We start from the raw sequence: 16,299 nt of genomic DNA, 5'->3' as shown, positions 1-16,299 counted from the left end.
AAGGCGGTGGCAACCCGGGCATCAGCACCCTGGGAAGATGGGGTCTTCCCAGGGTTTCAGGGAGGCGCCGGGGCTCTCCTGCGACTAGGTGAGGCTCTGCCGAGTCTCTTCGATCTCGTAGGCCTCGATGATGTCACCGGGCTTGAGGTCGTTGAAGCTCTCGATGCCGATACCGCACTCGAAGCCCTGCGCGACTTCCTTGACGTCGTCCTTGAAGCGCCGCAGCGACGCCATCTTGCCGGAGAACAACTGCTTGTTCTCGCGCATGAGGCGAACGAAGGCGCCGCGCTTCATCACACCGTCCAGCACCGCCGCACCGGCGATGGTGCCCAGGCGCGGCACGTTGAACGTGTTGCGCACCTCCGCACGGCCCAGCTTGCGCTCGGTGCGGATGGGCTCCAGCAGGCCCTCCATCTCCGTGCGAACCCCGTCGATGAGCTCGTAGATGATGGAGTAGCTCTTGAGCGACACCTCCTGCGCCTTGGCCGCGGCCTCGGCACCGGACTCGGGGTTGACGTTGAAGCCGAGCACCACGCCCTTGGAGGCCGCCGCCCGCATCACGTCGCCCTCGGTGATGGCGCCCACGCCGGAGTGCACCACCTCCACCTTGACCTTGTGGGTGGACAGCTTCTGGACGGCCTGCTTGACGGCCTCGGACGAGCCCTGCACGTCCGCCTTGATGACGACGCGCAGCTCCTTGGGGCCGCCGCCCGCCTTCGTCTTGGCGAAGAGCTGCTCCAGGGACTCGCGGCTGACCTTGGACAGCTCGGTCTGCCGGTCCTTCATGCCGCGGTGCTCGGCGATCTGCTTGGCCGCCTTCTCGTCCGCCACCACGTTGATGGCGTCACCCGCGCTCGGCACGCCGGACAGACCGACGACCTCGGCGCAGTAGCCCGGCATCACTTCCTTCACCTGCTCGCCGCGGCTGTTCGTCATGGCGCGGATGCGGCCGTAGTGCGAGCCGGTGACGACGGCGTCACCCAGCTTGAGCGTGCCTTCCTGCACCAGCACCGTGGCGACCGGGCCACGGCCGCGGTCCAGCTTGGCCTCGATGATGGCGCCCACCGACGGACGGTTCGGGTTGGCCGACAGCTCGAGCACCTCGGCCTGGAGGGCCAGGTTCTCCAGCAGCAGCTCCAGGTTCTCCTTCGTCTTCGCGGAGACCGGAACCATGATGGTGTCGCCGCCCCACTCTTCCGGGGTGAGCTCGTGGTTGGCCAGGTCCTTCTTCACGCGGTCCGGGTTGGCGCCCGGCACGTCCATCTTGTTGATGGCGACGACGATGGGCACCTCGGCCGCCTTCGCGTGCTTGATGGCCTCCACCGTCTGCGGCATCACGCCGTCGTCGGCGGCCACCACCAGCACCACGATGTCCGTCACGTCGGCGCCGCGGGCGCGCATGGACGTGAAGGCCTCGTGGCCCGGCGTGTCGAGGAACGTCACGTCACCGCGCGCGGTGCTGATGCTGTACGCGCCGATGTGCTGGGTGATGCCACCGGCCTCACCCTGCGCGACGTTGGCCTTCCGGATGGCGTCCAGGAGGCTCGTCTTGCCGTGGTCGACGTGGCCCATGATGGTGACCACCGGCGGACGGGGACGCTCGTCCTCGGGACGGGCCTCCACCTCGGGCAGGTAGTCCTCCACCTCGAAGCCCACGCGGTCGATCTTCCAGCCGTAGTCGCTGGCGACCGTCTCCGCCGTGTCCGCGTCCACCATCTGGTTCGCGGTGACCATCTTCCCCAGGCCCATCAGCTTCTTGATGAGCTCGTTGCTGCGCACACCCATGCGCTGGCCCAGGTCGGACACGGAGATGCCCTCCTGGAGCTTGATGACCTTCTTCTCCTCGGCCATCTGGGTGATCTGCGTCTTGGCGCCCTTCTTCGTGGGCTTGCGCTTCTTGCCACGGATGGGGATGGTGACGCGGCCCCAGACCATGTCCGTCAGTTCCTGCTTGGACACGCTCTGCGTATCACCGCTGGTGCGCTTGCGCTGGCCACGCTCCTTGTTCTTGGAGACGTCCACCAGCTCGCGGCCACGGCCCAGGTGGTCCGGGACGACCTTGTACTCACGCCGCTCCGGGATGCCCGTGCGGCCCGGCGCCATGGGGTACTGCTTGGCCTGACCCGCCGTGGGCGTCACGCGGCGCACCTGGATGAGCGGGCGCGAGATGACGACGGCCTGGGTCGCCGTGGGACGCGCCTGCGCGCCCGTGGGCGTCACCTGGGCGTGCGGCACGCCGCCAACCATGATGGTGGGGCCCTGCGGAACAGGCGACGCGGAGGCGGAGGGCTGCGCGCCCATGCCAGGCGCCGACGTGGGACGCACCGGTCCCTGTCCGGGACGCGCGCCGGAGCCCTGGTAGGAGCCCGGCCCCTGGTACGACGGACGGCCACCCGGACCACCGGGACGACCACCCGGACCGCCCGGACCACCGGGACGACCGCCCGGGCCGCCCGGACCACCGGGACGACCGCCCGGGCCGCCCGGACCACCGGGACGGCCACCCGGACCGCCCGGACCACCGGGACGGCCACCGGGTCCGCTGCGCTGCGGATAGCCAGGCGCGGGGCCCCGGGACACGACAGTCGCGGACGAGGAAGTGCTCGAAGGCGTCCGGACTGACGGCGGTACCGGTGAGCGGGGGGGGGGTTGGGGCAAGGTGGTGCTCTCCTGGACAGGGGGACGAGGCTGCGCGGCGGCGGAAGCCGGAGCGGCAGCCTGGGGAGCCTCCACCGGGGCCTGTGGGGCCTCGGCGGCGGGCGTGGGTGAAGCCACCTCGGCGGCGGCGGGGGCCTTCGGGGCCTCGGCCACCGGCGCGGGCGGCGTAGACGTGACAGCGGACGGAGCGACCGGCTCCGCGGCGGCGACCGGGGCCTCGGCATGCTGAGGCTCCGGGGCGCTCGGCGCCTCGGCGGGCGCGCGAGGCGCCTCCGCGGGCGGCGGCTGCACCGGCTCCTCGGCCGTGGCGGCCACGGGCTCGGGGGCCGAAGGCAGCTCAGGGGGGGCCGCGGGCTCGGCGGCGTGTGAAGCCTCGGCCCCGCTGTCCGCGGTCGCACCGGCGGGCGGACCCACCTTCCGGCGCACGACGAAGCCCTTCGCCGTCACCGGCGGCGTGGCCTGCTTCGGCTTGCGCTTGTCCAGGATCTTCTGGACGGCAGCGGTCGCCTGGTCGTCATCGAGAGACGACGAGTGGCTCTTGACGTCGTAACCGAGGCTCGACAGCTCGGTGACGACCTCCTTGTTGTCGAGCTCGATCCCGTGGCTCTTGAGTTCCTTGGCGATTTCGTGGACGCGCTTCTTCGACATATTGCCCTTGATGGCCTTCTGCTCCGCCGACTCCGGGGCGCAGCACCCTAGTCCAAACCCGAAAATGTGTGCGAGTGGTGACTAACACCCACTCCCCCCCGCACCCCTCCCCACTCCGACCCCCTGCTCCCATGCCTGTCCGAGCTGCGACGGGTCAACCTGGCCCGCCTTTCCGCGAAAGGCCCTACCAAACGCCTTCCGCTTCAGCGCTGCCGTCAGACAACCGGCACCGCACAGGTAGGCGCCCCGTCCTGGCAGCCGCCTCTTCCTGTCGACCTCGATGGCGCCTCCGGGCCCTACCACGAACCGGGTGAGCTCCGCCTGCGGCCGCCGTGACCCGCATCCGACGCACATCCGGACCGGACCTGACCCCGCGTCTTGAACTTCCGGCCTGGGCCGGCCAGCCGGGCGCCCCACGCTCCCTCCCTTGCCTAGCTTACGGCGACTTGGTGGCTTCCGCGCCACCATCAAACGTCGCCGCCGTCGCGCCGCGCTCGGCATTCAGCTCCGCGCGCAGCTTGGCTTCCTCCACCAGGTAGTTCTCCGCCGCGCTCTTGAGCTGGCGGGCCTTCTTGATACCCACGCCCGGAACATCGCCCAGCTTCGCCAGGTCCTTCTCGTTGGCGATGTCCTCCACCGAGCGGTAGCCGGCGAGGATGAGCTGCTCGATGGTCTTCTCACCGACGCCGCGCACACGCGCCATCCGCTCGGGCTGGCTGAGCTCGTCCGGGTGCCGCCGGGCCTCGGCGATCCGGGCCTGCTCCCTTTCATAATCCATGCGCGACAGTTCCGCCTGATCCTCGACCATCCGGGTCCGGGCGGCCTCCTGCATGGAGGGGATGCGAGCCGGGTCGATGCCCGGGAGCTGCGCGAGCAGCTCCTCGTTGGCCTCGGCGATGTCCCGGGCCTGCCGGAAGCCGTGCGCGTAGAGCGTCTCCACCAGCATCTCGTTGACGCCGGGCAGCGAGCCGAGCGAGCGGTTGGCGAACTCGCGCAGCTCCCGCACCCGGCTCTCGCTGTTGATGTCCAGCTTCCAGCCCGTGAGCTGGGCGGCCAGGCGGACGTTCTGGCCGCGGCGGCCAATGGCCAGGCTGAGCTGGTCATCCGGGACGATGAGCTCCATGGCGTGGTTGGCCTCGTCGATGATGACGCGGCTGACCTCCGCGGGGGCCAGCGCCGAGCACACGAAGCGGGCCGGGTCCTCGTCGAACGGGACGATGTCGATCTTCTCGCCGCGCAGCTCCTGCACCACCGCCTGCACGCGGCTGCCCTTCATGCCGACGCAGGCGCCCACCGGGTCCACGTCCGAGTCCCGGCTGGACACGGCGATCTTCGCCCGGCCGCCCGGCTCACGCGCCGCCGCCTCGATGACGACGATGCCCTCGGCGATTTCGGGCACCTCCATCTCGAACAGCTTGGTGAGCAGGTTGACGGACGCGCGGCTGAGGACGATCTGGGGCCCCTTGGACTCGCGGAGCACGTCCAGCACGTAGGCCTGGACGCGGTCGCCGGGGCGGTACGTCTCACGCGGGACCTGCTCGCGCACCGGCAGCACGGCCTCGGCGCGGCCCAGGTCCACGATGATGTTGCCGCGCTCGAACCGGCGGGCGATGCCGGTGACGATTTCGTTCTTCCGGTCGCGGTACTCGTTGAAGACGTTCTCCCGCTCGGCGTCGCGCGTGCGCTGCAGGATGACCTGCTTGGCCGTCTGCGCGGCGATGCGGCCGAAGCCGCGGCGGAAGGTCTTCAGGCGGAGGATGTCGCCGTACTGGTCGTCCTGGGCCTTGGCCTCGGCGGCGTCCTCGTCCCGGTAGAAGATCTGGAACACGAGCTCGTCGCCCGGCTCCACTTCCATGCCCTTCTTGTGGGCCTCGACCAGGGAGATCTGATTCACCGCCTGGACCGGGTCGACAATCTCCTCGACCACGGTGATGGCCTGGAACAGCTCCACGACGCCCTTCTCCGGGTCGTACGTCGCCTCGAGCTCGCGGTCCTGGCCGAAGTGCTTCTTGGCCGCGGTCTTCATCGCGTCTTCGAGCGTGGCAATCAGCACAGCCCGGTCGATGCCCTTGTCCTTGGCGACCTGGTCGAGGACGAGGTTGAGGTTGACGCTCGGGTTGGCTTGCTGCGTGGGCATGGTCTTCTCCTAAAGGGGTCCACGGGCGCGCTCGCACGGGGGAGGGCCCTGTATGTCGACGTCTAGAACTGGAACTCCAGGTTCGCCTTGGCGATGTCCTTGAAGAGGATGTGGAAGGTTCCTGCCCCTTCCACCTCCACCGAGATTCCGTCGCCTGCCACCTCGGTCAGCGTGCCGGTGAAGTTCTTGCGCGGGGGCTCTCCCACCGGGCCGAACGTCTTCACCTTCACCTTCTGTCCCTTCACTCGCTCGAAGTGCGCCGGCTTCCGCAGCGGCCGGTCCACTCCGGGGCTGGAGACCTCCAGGCTGTACTCGTGGGGGATGAAGTCCTCCACGTCGAGCGATGGGTCCACCGCGCGCGACACCTGGGTGCACTCGTCCAGCCCGACGCGGCCACCCGGCTTGTCGATGAACAACCGGAGCACCCAGCCCTCGCGCTCCCGGAGGAATTCCAGGTCCACGAGCTCCAGGCCTTCACCCGCGACAATGGGTTCGAGCAGGGCCAGGGCCCGCTCCTCCACCGTCTGCTTGAGGTTCTTCTCCGACATAAGCGGGAAACCAGCCTCCAAAAACACGAAAAGCGGGCACGCGGCCCACTTTTCGAAGTGCATCATCGAAAAATGTCGGGGGCGTCCGTAGCACACGCCCCGTCGGGGTGTAAAGGAAGGACGCACCCTCCTGCTCCCGGTGAAACCCGACCGACAGGGTGAGGAATTCCCAGGGGTTCCGAGCCCCGGCGGGGGTTATAACGCGGCCATGCACCTCATCGCCGCCGCGCAGATGGTGTCCACCGCCGACAAGGCCCAGAACCTGGAAGCCGCCACCCGGCTCGTCCGGCGCGCCGCCGGGCTGGGTGCCCGGCTGGTGGGCCTGCCAGAGAACTTCTCCTGGATGGGACCGGAGCCCGAACGCGAGGGCGCCGCCGAGGGGCTCGACGGCCCGACGTTGTCCCGCCTGGCCAGCCTGGCCCGGGAGCTGAAGGTGACGCTGCTCGCCGGCAGCGTGCTGGAGACGGGCGCGCCGGGCGGCCGCCTCTACAACACCAGCGTCCTCTTTGGCCCCGGCGGCGAGCGGCTGGCCGTGTACCGGAAGATCCACCTCTTCGACGTCGAGGTGGGAGACGGTGCGACCTATCAGGAGTCCGCGGCGGTGGCGCCGGGGACGGAGGTCGTCTCCGCGCAGACGGAGGTCGGCCGGTTGGGGCTGTCCGTCTGCTATGACCTGCGCTTCCCGGAGCTCTACCGGCGGCTGTCCCGCGAAGGCGCCACCCTGCTGGCGGTTCCGGCGGCCTTCACCCTGATGACAGGCAAGGACCACTGGGAGGTGCTCCTCCGGGCGCGCGCCATTGAAAACCAGGCGTACGTGCTGGCGCCCGCCCAGGGTGGACGGCACTCGGCCAACCGCGTCACGTATGGCCATGCGCTGGTGGTGGACCCCTGGGGCCTGGTCACGGCGCGCGCCTCGGAGGGGGAGGGGCTGGCCCTGGCGCCGGTGGACCCCGAGTTGCAAGCCCGCATCCGCCGCAACCTCCCCTGCCTGGAGCACCGCCGTTTGGACTAGCGTGCGCGTGCCCGGGCCCGCCCCCCTCGGGTCCACCTTCGCTAGACTTCGGGTCCCCGGAACTCCTCTCGTGAACGGACGACGCTGGTCACCCATGCTGCTCGCGCTCGCGCTTTCAGCCCTCCCCGCCGGCTGCACCGCCGATGAGCGCCTGTCCGCGCCCGACGCGGCCACGCCTCCACCGGTGGCCACGCACCGCGCGCACCTGCGCGCCATGAAGGGCGGCGTTCAAATCAAGCGCGCCACGGCCGACGAGTGGAGCCCCGCCCTCGAGGGCCAGCCGCTCTTCGAGAACGACAAGGTCCGCACCGAGGCGGGCGCCGTCACCGACATCGTCTTCGCCGCCAACGGCAGCACGGTGCACCTGGGCGGGGATTCCCTCATCAGCATCGCGGAGACGCGCACCCGCCCCGGCCAGCAGCGCACGGACCTCACCGTGCTGCGAGGCCGCATCGACGCGGAGGTGGAGAAGCCCGCCACCCAGTCGCTGTCCGTCACCACGCCGTCGGCCACCATCCACGCCGGAAGGGAGATTGTCTTTCAATGAAGGCGCTCCTCCTCCTGACATGGCTGGGCACGGCGCCCCCCGGTACCGTGGTGGTGGGCCCCAACGAGTCCCTGCGGCAGGTGGCCGAGCGCACCCTGGGCGACGCGCGCGCGACGGAGGAGCTGCGCGCGCTCAACGGGCTCGCGTCGGATGACGTGGCGCCGGGGACGCGGCTGAAGGTGCCGGGCCATGAGCGCGTGCTGGCCCAGAAGGCGCTGGAGACGGCGCGCACCCTGGTGGCCAGTTCGAAGGGCACAGGGGTGCCCCCAGAGGCCGCCGCCCGGCTGAAGGACGCGGAGACGCACTTCCGCGGGGCCCGCTACACGCAGGCGGCCGAGGCGGCCAACGCCGTGGGAAAGCTGGTCGCGGCGGAGCGGGCGCCGCGGTCCTCCGCCTTCTCCGTGGCGGTGGGCGACGGCGACAGCACCACCGTCACCGTGAAGCACGGCCCGCCGGTGCGCGTGGAAGCCGAGGGCGTCACCCAGCCCGTCGCCAAGGGGGAGTCCCTCCGCGTGGAGAAGGGCCAGCCCCCTCCGGCGCCCCTGCCGCCCCTGGTGGCCCCCAGCCCCGCCCAGCCGGAGGACGCCGCGCGGCTGAAGCGGCGTCCGGACCGGGACGGCCACCTGGGCCCGGTGAAGCTGACCTGGGCGGCCGTGCGAGGCGCGGAGCGCTACGAGGTGGAGGTGTCACGCGCCCAGGAGCAACGCGCCGTCTTCACGCAGACAGTCACCACGCTGGAGGCGAAGTTGCCGGTGCTGCCCGAGGGGCGCTACCGGTGGACGGTGCGCGCGGTGGGCCCCGCGGGCCCGTCCGACGCCAGCGCGCCGAGGCACTTCGAGCTGGTGCCCGAGCGCCTCAAACTCGAAGTGAAGAAGGGCCAGTGGCAGTAACCCCTGGAGGAGCCACGCCGTGCGCCTGTTCAAAGCCATCCTCCTGTTGATGCTGGTGGTCGGCGTCGTCCCCACGCTGATGGTGGGGTGGCTCTCCGTCTCCCACACCCGGGAGCTCCTGGTGCGCGACGCCCAGGAGCTGGCGCAGGAGCGGGTGAAGCAGCTTCGCCTGAAGGCCGAAATCTTCCTCGGCGAGCCCACCGACGCGGTGCTGGGCCTGGCCCGCGTGCCCGGCTTCTTCGGCCTGCCGCTGGAGGCGCAGCAGACGCACCTGGCCTCGGTGCTCAACCAGCGGCGCGACGTGCTGGCGCTCACCGTGTTCGACGCCGAGCGGAAGCGGCTGCCGGGGCTCCAGGCCTTCTCCAAGCACGACGTCCCGCCCACGGCGCTGGCCGGACATGAAGAGCGGGCGCGGGCGCTGCTGGAGGACCTCGAGGGCGTGCGCTACGCCGACGTGGTGAAGGAGCCGCCGGGCACCGGGCCGGTGCTGACGCTGGCCTTCCCCCTGGGGGAGCCCGTCCGGGGGTACATCGCGGCGGACCTGTCCCTGGCGGACCTGCGGAAGATGCTGGAGCAGGAGCGCGTGGGCAGCACCGGCTTCGCCTACCTGGCGGACCGGCACGGGCACCTCGTGGCGGGCGGAGGCGGCGTCGCGGGCCTGGGCGCGGACGTGTCCCAGCGAGGCCCGGTGGCGCACCTGCTGAAGCAGCGTGCGGGCAAGCCGAACCTGGAGATGCTCCACGTTGGCAACTTCGGCGAGGGCCGGGACGCGGTGGTGGCCGCGTACACGGCGCTCCCGGAGCTGGGCTGGGCCATCGTCTCCGAGCAGCCGGTGGAGCACGCCTACCGCCAGGTGGACACCATGGAGCAGCGCATCCTGCTGGGCCTGGGCGCGGCCATCCTCGTCGCGGTGGTGCTGGCGGCGCTCTTCTCGCGCAACCTCACCCGGCCGCTGAAGGGCTTCATCAGCGGCGCGCTGGAGCTGGCGCACGGCAAGTTCGGCGTGGAGGTGGACATCAAGCAGAAGAACGAGCTGGGCGAGCTGGCGCAGACGTTCAACTACATGAGCAAGCAGTTGCTCGCGTACGACATGGAGAACCGCGGCCTCTACGAGAGCCTGGAGAAGGGCTACCTGGAGACCATCGTCGCGCTGGCGAACTCCATTGATTCGAAGGACGCGTACACGCGTGGCCACAGCCAGCGCGTGGGCGACGTGTCGGTGCAGATTGGCCGGGAGCTGAACCTCACCGAGCGCGAGCTGCGGCAGCTCCAGTACGGCGGCATCCTCCACGACATCGGGAAGATTGGCATCGTGGAGTCCATCCTCTGCAAGCAGACGAAGCTCACGGACCAGGAGATGGCCATCATGCGCGAGCACCCGGCCATTGGCGACGCCATCATCGGGCCGGTGAGCTTCCTGGGCGCGGTGCGCGCGTGCGTCCGCCACCACCACGAGCGTTGGGACGGCACCGGCTACCCGGACAAGCTCAAGGGTGAGGACATCCCCCTGCTGGCCCGCATCGTCGCGTGCGCGGACACCTTCGATGCCTGCACCTCCACCCGCCCGTACCAGAAGGCCATGCCGCTGGAGAAGGCGATGGAGATTCTCGACAACCTCAGCGGCGCCCAACTGGACCCCAGGGTCGTCCAGGCCCTGAAGCAGGTGCTGGCGAAGCAGGGCGTGCGGCTGGAAGGCCACCGGCTGCCCGTGAAGCTCGCCTCCTGATGGCCGAAGGATGGTAGGGAGGACGCCACAGTGTTGAGACTCTGGAAGGTGGAACGTTGAGCTTCTGGGACCGCATCAAGCCCGCCCCCCAAGCCGTCACCGCGACGGACGCGCAGTTGTCCCCGGATGGCACGCGCCTGGAGCTGTCGTGGGACGACGGGGTGAAGACGGGCGCCACCGCGCAGGTGCTGCGCCAGCAGTGCCCCTGCGCCGCGTGCGTGGACGAATGGACGAACAAGCGGACACTGGACCCGACGAAGGTCCCCGCCGACCTGCGCATCCGGCAGGTGCAGCCCGTGGGCAACTACGCGCTGGCGTTCAGCTTCAGCGACGGCCACACCACCGGCATCTATCCCTGGCAGCTCTTGCGCGACGTCACCCAGCCCAAGGCCTGAGCGCCCCGTGAACGAACGCTACCGGCTCGTTCGTCCGCTGGCCATTGGAGGCATGGCGGAGCTCTTCCTCGGCGTCGCGCGCGGCGCGGAGGGCTTCGAGCGGCCGGTGGCCATCAAGCGGGTGCTGCCCCACCTGGCGCGCGAGCCGGACATCGCGCGCATGTTCCTGGCGGAAGCGCGGCTGGCCACGCTGCTCCAGCACCAGAACATCGCCACCGTCCACGACGTGGGCCAGGGCCCCGAAGGGCTCTTCCTGGTGATGGAGCTGGTGGACGGGTGGGATTTGGGCGTGCTGCTGCGCTCGGCCGCGAGCCGGGGCGTGCGCTTCCCGCCGCACCTGGCCGCCTTCATCGTCCACCAGGCCCTGGCGGGGCTCGGCCATGCGTACCGCAAGGTGCATGACGGGCGGCCGGTGATGGTGGCCCACCGCGACGTGTCCCCCTCCAACATCCTGGTGTCGCGCGAGGGCGAGGTGAAGCTGACCGACTTCGGCATCGCGCGGATGGCCGGCCCGGCCCACACCGCGCCCGGCGTCTTCCGGGGGAAGGAGGCCTACACCGCGCCCGAGGTGCTGAAAGGCGGGCCCGCCACCGCCGCCAGCGACCAGTTCTCCCTGGGCATCGTCCTCTACGAGCTGCTCACGGGGCGGCATCCCTTCCACGCCGAGAAGGACGCGAGCGCGGTGGCCTACGCCATCCTGACGCGCCCCGTTTCGCCGCCGCAGGACGTGCCCGCGCCGCTGGCGGGCGCCGTCATGCGCATGCTGGCGCGCACGCCGCAGGAGCGCTTCCACTCGCCGGAGTCCCTGGCCGAGGGCTTCGCCCGGTGGCTGGCCCAGGCCGGAGAGCCCGCGACGTCGCAGGCGCTGGCCGCGTTTCTCCAAGGGCTCGGGCTGCCGCCGCCGTTGAGCGAACAGGCAGCATCGCCGTCCGGCCTCCCCGCGCCAGGCCTCCGGGACGACGCGGGCCCGCGGCCCCCGGGCGGGACGCCGGCGCAGTCCCCCGCTCCCGCCCAGGCCGGCGCGCGGGCCTGGGCGTCGCAGGGGCACGAGCGGCCGTCGCCACCCGACATGGAGGCGCTGGGGCAGCCGCCGGGCCCCACCCTGTCCATGGCTGGAGGAAGCGGTCCTCACGCCGTGGACACACGCGCCGGGACGCACGCGCCGGGGCCCATGGGCTCCGCGCTTGCTTCAGGCTCGCGAGGTGCATCCGCGGCCCCTGGTGCGGAGGAAGAAGAGCCCCTCTCCCTGCCGGGCGGCGCCGCGCTCAGCGTCAGCGGGCGGCTGGTGCACCGCTGCCCGCGTTGCAGCCACGTGGTGTCCTCGCCCCAGGCCCGGTGCTCCCACTGCGCGATGTGGCCTGACGCGCCGAGGGACGAGGCGCCAGTGCAGCGCCCTTCCCATGCACCAGGCGCCTTCGCTCCTCCCCCCGGAGGTCTCGAGCTCAGCGCACAGCAGACCCTGGCGGAGAGCGTCCCCCAGTCGTACGTCACGCCGGGCGCGAAGAGCGTGCTCCACACCGCCGCTGACGAACTGGAGCTGGCGGAGCGCGCCTACGCGCCCGAGAGCGACTGGCCCGATGAGGCCGCCCTCCTCCGGCGCTCACGCAGGAGACGGGCTGTGGGGCTGCTGCTCGTGGCGCTGCTGGTGGGCGCGGGCGTCTGGCTCTGGCCGCGGCGCTCCACCGTGCTCATCCGGGTGATGGCGGCGACGGGGCTCCGCCTGTCGCCAACGCCGATGCTGCGCGTCGACAGCGACCCGCCAGGTGCCACCGTCTGGGTCCGCGACGCGGAGCTGGGGACGACGCCGCTGGCGCTGGAGAACCGCTATCCCGAAGGACGCGTCCCCCTCCAGGTGCGGCTCAAGGGCCATCGCACGTGGAAGGGGACCTTCTCAGGCGGCGAGGCCGCCCACATCGACGCGAAGCTGAAGCGCTGAGCGCGCCTCACTTCACCAGGCGAAGGTGGCCACGGCGCGGCGGCGGGGGCTCCTCCGGCGGGCCGTCCGTGGGCGGCACGTCGGCGGGAGGCTCATCGCGCCGCTCACCCTGCACTTCGCGGAGGAAGGTGCGCGGGCGCTCCGCGGCCGCGGGGACGGGCGCCACGGGCAGGGGCTGCGCCGGACGCGACGCGGCCGTCTGCTGGAGCAGCTCCGGCGGCATGTCCTCCGGGTACATCCAGAACTCCTTCGTCACGTGGCTGGCGATGGCGAACAACGCCGACCACGGCACCGCGATGGTGAAGCGCGAGCCGGAGAAGCTCAGCGTGGAGCGGACACCCCACTCGCCCACCGTGAGGTCCGGTGGATCGAACCGGTACGAGAGATTGAGGCGCAGGTGGGCCTCCCCCTTGACGGAGGCCGGGACGAGCACGCCCGGACGGCGCGCGTCCAGGTGAATCATCACCATCCCCTGGTCGAGCGCGGCCAGCAGCCGCTCCTTCTTGTCGAGTACCTTCTTGTCGTCCATCGGTGTACGGCGAAAGAACTTCGGGCGCCCCTCTCAACGTCGGCGCATCGCCCGGTCCATCTCCCGCTTCGTCTCCCGCTCCTTGATGTCCTGGCGCCGGTCCTCGTGCGTCTTGCCCCGGCAGAGCCCCAGCTCCACCTTGGCACGGCCTTTCCTGAAGTACAGCACAAGCGGGATGATGGAATAGCCCCGCTCACGCACCTTCGCCGCCCATCGGTCGATTTCTCCTCGGTGCATCAACAACTTGCGACCCCGGGTGGGAAGGTGGTCGAAGAAGCTCGCCGCCTTGTAGGAGCCGATGTTCGCGTTGTGCAGGAACATCTCGTCTCCCTTGGGGAGCGCATAGGAATCCGACAGATTGGCGATTCCGTCTCGCAGCGACTTCACCTCGCTCCCCGTGAGCGCCAGCCCGGCCTCGAGCTTTTCGTCGACCGTGTAGTCGAAGCGCGCACGACGGTTTTCCGCGATGACCTTCACGCCGGGCTCGCTGCCCACTCCCTTTGACTTCCCTCCGGATGTCATACGCGTCCCGCGCTCTCCTCACCACCCAATGGCATGTTGTCGATGAGGCGCGTCGTGCCACTGAAAGCCGCGACGAGCAACCGGGCAGGCTGCCCGGGCGCCACCGACGCCAGGGGCGTCAGCCGGTCCGCATCCACCAGCTCCACGTAGTCTTCCCGAAGCCCCGCCGCCTCCAATTCGCGCCGGACGGCCCCCACCAGGGGACCGGACTCCCGCGTGCCCTCGCGCAGCAGCGCCTGGGCGGCCTTGAGCCCCCGGGACAGGGCGAGCGCCCGCTGCCGCTCCTCGGGGGACAGGTAGGCATTGCGGCTGCTCATCGCCAGGCCGTCCGCTTCGCGCACCGTCGGCATGCCGACGATGTCCACGTCCAGGTGCAGGTCCTGGTTGAGGGCCCGGATGACCTGGAGCTGCTGGTAGTCCTTCTCCCCGAAGAGCGCCACCTCCGGCCGGAAGAGCGCGAGCAGCTTCGTGACGACCGTGGCCACGCCGCGGAAGTGCCCTGGACGCCGGGCCCCGCACAGGCCCTGGCTGACGTCCGTGACGTCCACGTACGTCTGGTAGCCCCGCGGGTACATCACCTCCGGGCCCGCGGGCGCGAAGATGGCCTGCGCGCCCGCGCCGGTGCACCGGGCCACGTCCCCCTCGAAGTCGCGGGGGTAGCGGGACAGGTCCTCCTTCGGCCCGAACTGCGTGGGGTTGACGAAGATGGACACGGCCACCACGTCCGCGCGGCGGCGGCCCTCGCGAATCAACGAGAGGTGGCCTTCGTGCAGGAAGCCCATGGTGGGCACCAGCGCGAGCCGGTGCCCCTCCCGGCGCAGCCCCGCCGTCCAGTCCTTCACTTCAGCCACGGTTCTCAGGACGGCGGGCGCCATGACTAGGCGGGTCTCCCGTAGACGGGGCCCAGCTTCTCACCGCCCTCGGCGGGCGCGGACGGCTCCACGCGGGCCGCCGGCGCCGGAGCCCCCGCCGCCAGCCGGATGTTCTTGTTCGCCTTGAAGGAGTGCTCCTCGTCCGGGAAGGCCCCCTTGCGGACCTCCGCGAAGTAGGCGCCCGCGGCCTCTGTAATTGAACCGTGGAGGTCGGCGTAGCGCTTGACGAACTTGGGCTTGAAGTCCGGGTTCATGCCCAGCAGGTCGTAGCAGACGAGCACCTGGCCATCACAGTCCACGCCGGCGCCAATGCCGATGGTGGGGATGGACAGGCGCTGCGTAATCGTGCGCGCCAGGTCCATGGGCACGCCCTCCAGCACCAGCGCGTAGGCCCCGGCCTGCTCCAGCGCCAGCGCGTCATCCAGGATCTGCCGGGCCTGGTCCTCGCCGCGGCCCTGGACGACATAGCCGCCCATCTTGTGGACGGACTGCGGCGTCAGCCCCAGGTGCCCCATGACGGGGATGCTCGCGCGGACGATGGCGCGCACCGTGTCCGCGAACTCGGCGCCGCCCTCCAGCTTGATGCTGCCCGCGCCACCTTCCGCCACCAGCCGGCCCGCGTTGCGGACCGCGTCCTGGGTGGACGCCTGGTAGCTCATGAAGGGCAGGTCGGCCACGACGTGCGCCCGGCGCGCGCCGCGGGCAACGGCCGCCGTGTGGTAGACCATCTGGTCCATCGTCACCGGCAGCGTGGAGTCATGCCCCTGGATGACCATGCCCAGCGAATCACCTACGAGCAGCACATCGGCGCCCGCCGCTTCGAGGATGTGGGCGAACGTGGCGTCGTAGGCGGTGACCATGCAGATCTTCTGGCCGATCTGCTTGAAGCGCTTCAGGGTGTGGATGGTGACCTTGTCCTTCATGGTTCACCTCCTATGGCTACGGGTTGAACGGCCTGACGGGCCCGTTCGCGCCTCGCCGTCCCCTGAGGAGATCGCCGGGAGCCCTGGACCCGCCACCGCACTCTAACGCCCCCGCGCCTGCCGTGGGGGCCTTGAAGGCGGGCGTCCCACCAGGAGCCTGACTTTCAGCCTCGGCGGGAGGCCTTTGGAACGTAATGCTGCGTCCCCGGCTTCGCCTTCCGGATGGTGGCGAGCAGGTCTTCCCTGTCTGCCTCGACATTCACGAAGTCGATGTCCGAGGTATCCACGACGAGGAGCGGCGTGTCCGTGTAGTGGAAGAAGAAGTTGTTGTAGGAGTGGACGAGCCCCTCCAGGTACGTGGAGTCGAACTTGCGCTCGAACTCCCGGCCGCGCTTCTTGATGCGCTGCAGGAGCACGTCCAGGCGGGCCTGGAGGTAGATGACCAGGTCCGGCTTGGCCACGCGGGGCCCGAGCGCCTCGAAGACGCGCTCGTAGAGGGCCAGCTCGTGCGCGTCCAGGTTGAGGTGCGCGAAGATGCGGTCCTTGGCGAACAGGTAGTCGCTGACCGTCATCGAGCTGAAGAGCTCCTGCTGGAACAGCTCCTGCTGCTGCCGGAAGCGCGACAGCAGGAAGAAGATCTGCGTCTGGAACGCGAACTTCTGCCGGTCCGTGTAGAAGTTGGAGAGGAAGGGGTTCTCCTCCACCACCTCCAGGATGCGCCGTCCCGCCAGACGTTCCGCGAGGATGTTGGAGAGGCTCGTCTTGCCCACGCCAATGGGCCCTTCCACCACGATATACCGGTAGTCCATCCGCCCGAGGCCTCCCGCCCGCGGAATGCGCGTTGAGACCGCGCGCGCGAGACTTCGCGCGAAGGCGCGGCCACGCACGCGGGCGGATAACACAACACGGCCGCTGGAATCCGGCAATTTTCCACGGGGGCCCGCCTCCCTTGACGC

Annotated in this window: 15 protein-coding genes; 6 read left to right on the top strand and 9 right to left on the bottom strand. The window is 70.4% G+C overall.

Annotation, left to right across the window (positions count from 1 at the left end):
• Window positions 1–84: 84 nt before the first annotated feature.
• From infB to MYMAC_RS10650, 4 genes are all read right to left on the bottom strand, one after another.
• Window positions 85–3,306 (bottom strand): translation initiation factor IF-2, encoded by a 3,222-nt coding sequence (gene infB, locus MYMAC_RS10665; RefSeq protein WP_095958010.1) that lies wholly within the window; start codon window positions 3,304–3,306, stop codon window positions 85–87.
• A gap of 81 nt (window positions 3,307–3,387) precedes the next feature.
• Window positions 3,388–3,660 carry a YlxR family protein gene (locus MYMAC_RS10660; RefSeq protein WP_238540064.1) on the bottom strand — a complete coding sequence of 91 codons (273 nt, stop codon included), beginning with the start codon at window positions 3,658–3,660 and terminating at the stop codon, window positions 3,388–3,390.
• Window positions 3,661–3,742: 82 nt separating this feature from the next.
• Window positions 3,743–5,443, bottom strand: coding sequence for a transcription termination factor NusA (gene nusA, locus MYMAC_RS10655; protein ID WP_013938663.1), 1,701 nt, complete (start codon window positions 5,441–5,443; stop codon window positions 3,743–3,745).
• Between the two features lie 62 nt (window positions 5,444–5,505).
• Window positions 5,506–5,991 (bottom strand): ribosome maturation factor RimP, encoded by a 486-nt coding sequence (locus tag MYMAC_RS10650; protein ID WP_013938662.1) that lies wholly within the window; start codon window positions 5,989–5,991, stop codon window positions 5,506–5,508.
• 208 nt (window positions 5,992–6,199) lie between these two features.
• Here MYMAC_RS10650 and MYMAC_RS10645 point away from each other — a divergent pair, with 208 nt between their 5' ends.
• The 6 genes from MYMAC_RS10645 (at window position 6,200) to MYMAC_RS10620 (ending at window position 12,497) form a co-directional block, all read left to right on the top strand.
• The gene (locus tag MYMAC_RS10645) at window positions 6,200–7,003 is read left to right on the top strand and encodes a carbon-nitrogen hydrolase family protein (RefSeq protein ID WP_013938661.1); all 804 of its coding nucleotides are present in this window, start codon (window positions 6,200–6,202) and stop codon (window positions 7,001–7,003) included.
• A gap of 94 nt (window positions 7,004–7,097) precedes the next feature.
• Complete coding sequence (locus MYMAC_RS10640) at window positions 7,098–7,550, top strand: FecR domain-containing protein (protein WP_013938660.1); 453 nt, start codon at window positions 7,098–7,100, stop codon at window positions 7,548–7,550.
• On the top strand, window positions 7,547–8,440 hold the full coding sequence (locus MYMAC_RS10635; protein WP_095958009.1) for a LysM peptidoglycan-binding domain-containing protein: 894 nt from the start codon (window positions 7,547–7,549) through the stop codon (window positions 8,438–8,440). Before MYMAC_RS10640 ends, MYMAC_RS10635 begins: the two co-directional genes overlap by 4 nt.
• 19 nt (window positions 8,441–8,459) lie before the next feature.
• Complete coding sequence (locus MYMAC_RS10630; RefSeq protein WP_013938658.1) at window positions 8,460–10,166, top strand: HD domain-containing phosphohydrolase; 1,707 nt, start codon at window positions 8,460–8,462, stop codon at window positions 10,164–10,166.
• Window positions 10,167–10,222: 56 nt separating this feature from the next.
• Window positions 10,223–10,561 carry a DUF971 domain-containing protein gene (locus MYMAC_RS10625; protein ID WP_013938657.1) on the top strand — a complete coding sequence of 113 codons (339 nt, stop codon included), beginning with the start codon at window positions 10,223–10,225 and terminating at the stop codon, window positions 10,559–10,561.
• A gap of 7 nt (window positions 10,562–10,568) precedes the next feature.
• The gene (locus MYMAC_RS10620) at window positions 10,569–12,497 is read left to right on the top strand and encodes a protein kinase domain-containing protein (protein WP_095958008.1); all 1,929 of its coding nucleotides are present in this window, start codon (window positions 10,569–10,571) and stop codon (window positions 12,495–12,497) included.
• 7 nt (window positions 12,498–12,504) lie between these two features.
• On the opposite strand, the gene MYMAC_RS10615 is transcribed toward MYMAC_RS10620, so the two are convergent.
• The 5 genes from MYMAC_RS10615 to MYMAC_RS10595 form a co-directional block, all read right to left on the bottom strand.
• Window positions 12,505–13,026: a ClpXP protease specificity-enhancing factor SspB gene (locus MYMAC_RS10615; RefSeq protein WP_013938655.1), complete on the bottom strand. Its 522-nt coding sequence runs from the start codon at window positions 13,024–13,026 to the stop codon at window positions 12,505–12,507.
• A gap of 33 nt (window positions 13,027–13,059) precedes the next feature.
• On the bottom strand, window positions 13,060–13,548 hold the full coding sequence (gene smpB, locus MYMAC_RS10610) for an SsrA-binding protein SmpB (protein ID WP_095958007.1): 489 nt from the start codon (window positions 13,546–13,548) through the stop codon (window positions 13,060–13,062).
• Window positions 13,545–14,423, bottom strand: coding sequence for a pantoate--beta-alanine ligase (panC, locus tag MYMAC_RS10605; protein WP_095958006.1), 879 nt, complete (start codon window positions 14,421–14,423; stop codon window positions 13,545–13,547). The genes smpB and panC overlap by 4 nt, the downstream gene beginning before the upstream one ends.
• Before the next feature lie 2 nt (window positions 14,424–14,425).
• Window positions 14,426–15,343, bottom strand: coding sequence for a 3-methyl-2-oxobutanoate hydroxymethyltransferase (gene panB / locus MYMAC_RS10600; protein WP_095958005.1), 918 nt, complete (start codon window positions 15,341–15,343; stop codon window positions 14,426–14,428).
• 164 nt (window positions 15,344–15,507) lie between these two features.
• Window positions 15,508–16,152 carry a deoxynucleoside kinase gene (locus MYMAC_RS10595; protein WP_013938651.1) on the bottom strand — a complete coding sequence of 215 codons (645 nt, stop codon included), beginning with the start codon at window positions 16,150–16,152 and terminating at the stop codon, window positions 15,508–15,510.
• Between the last annotated feature and the right edge of the window lie 147 nt (window positions 16,153–16,299).

This window comes from Corallococcus macrosporus DSM 14697, from assembly GCF_002305895.1.
GTDB lineage: Bacteria > Myxococcota > Myxococcia > Myxococcales > Myxococcaceae > Myxococcus > Myxococcus macrosporus.
Note: the sequence above shows the minus strand (reverse complement) of the source record. Positions and strands in the feature narration are given on the sequence as shown.

What these genes read in the sequence shown, in the direction of transcription:
- infB (WP_095958010.1), bottom strand. Translation starts at nt 3,306, where the DNA reads ATGTCGAAGAAGCGCGTCCACGAAATCGCCAAGGAACTCAAGAGCCAC.
- MYMAC_RS10660 (WP_238540064.1), bottom strand. Translation starts at nt 3,660, where the DNA reads ATGTGCGTCGGATGCGGGTCACGGCGGCCGCAGGCGGAGCTCACCCGG.
- nusA (WP_013938663.1), bottom strand. Translation starts at nt 5,443, where the DNA reads ATGCCCACGCAGCAAGCCAACCCGAGCGTCAACCTCAACCTCGTCCTC.
- MYMAC_RS10650 (WP_013938662.1), bottom strand. Translation starts at nt 5,991, where the DNA reads ATGTCGGAGAAGAACCTCAAGCAGACGGTGGAGGAGCGGGCCCTGGCC.
- MYMAC_RS10645 (WP_013938661.1), top strand. Translation starts at nt 6,200, where the DNA reads ATGCACCTCATCGCCGCCGCGCAGATGGTGTCCACCGCCGACAAGGCC.
- MYMAC_RS10640 (WP_013938660.1), top strand. Translation starts at nt 7,098, where the DNA reads ATGCTGCTCGCGCTCGCGCTTTCAGCCCTCCCCGCCGGCTGCACCGCC.
- MYMAC_RS10635 (WP_095958009.1), top strand. Translation starts at nt 7,547, where the DNA reads ATGAAGGCGCTCCTCCTCCTGACATGGCTGGGCACGGCGCCCCCCGGT.
- MYMAC_RS10615 (WP_013938655.1), bottom strand. Translation starts at nt 13,026, where the DNA reads ATGGACGACAAGAAGGTACTCGACAAGAAGGAGCGGCTGCTGGCCGCG.
- smpB (WP_095958007.1), bottom strand. Translation starts at nt 13,548, where the DNA reads ATGACATCCGGAGGGAAGTCAAAGGGAGTGGGCAGCGAGCCCGGCGTG.
- panC (WP_095958006.1), bottom strand. Translation starts at nt 14,423, where the DNA reads ATGGCGCCCGCCGTCCTGAGAACCGTGGCTGAAGTGAAGGACTGGACG.
- panB (WP_095958005.1), bottom strand. Translation starts at nt 15,343, where the DNA reads ATGAAGGACAAGGTCACCATCCACACCCTGAAGCGCTTCAAGCAGATC.
- MYMAC_RS10595 (WP_013938651.1), bottom strand. Translation starts at nt 16,152, where the DNA reads ATGGACTACCGGTATATCGTGGTGGAAGGGCCCATTGGCGTGGGCAAG.